Raw genomic sequence first — 531 nt, forward strand, 5'->3', positions numbered from 1 at the left:
CTACATGCTGTCCGGCTACGGGCTGCACGCGCAAGGCATGGAACTGGACGCCATTGCCGCCACGGTGGTCGGTGGCACGCTGCTCACCGGCGGCGTGGGCCTCATCAGCGGCAGTGTAGTGGGCGTGCTGTTGCTTGGCGTCATCCAGTCGCTGATCACCTTTGACGGCACGCTTAGCTCCTGGTGGGCGCGCATTGCGATTGGTGTGTTGCTGTACGTGTTCTGCCTCATGCAACGCTTTCTTGGGCGCGCACAGCGCGGGGCAGCATTGCCACCGTCGACCCCGCACAGGCCGGCGCGGCCGTCGAACGAGACGGCAAAGGACGCCCCGGCTTCGGCCATCTTCATGCAGTCGCACGCCGTACCGCCTTTCAATTAGGCACACGCAGTTGCGGTTTCCCGTAGGCATACCGACCTTGTAAAGGTTGTTTCGCGCAACGATCAGATTGCAGGCGTTGGGCGCCGAACTTGGCGTGCAGGTGGAGTCCTTCCAAACGAACAGCGAAGCGGCGATGTGCGAGCGCATTCACC

The 531-nt window shown here is 63.1% G+C and carries 1 pseudogene; it reads left to right on the forward strand.

The features are described from left to right. Positions 1-379: pseudogene (locus D7V97_RS43580) on the forward strand (hypothetical protein); the annotation flags it as partial. Between the last annotated feature and the right edge of the window lie 152 nt (positions 380-531).

This window comes from Corallococcus sp. CA053C (assembly GCF_003611675.1).
Taxonomy (GTDB): Bacteria; Myxococcota; Myxococcia; order Myxococcales; family Myxococcaceae; genus Corallococcus.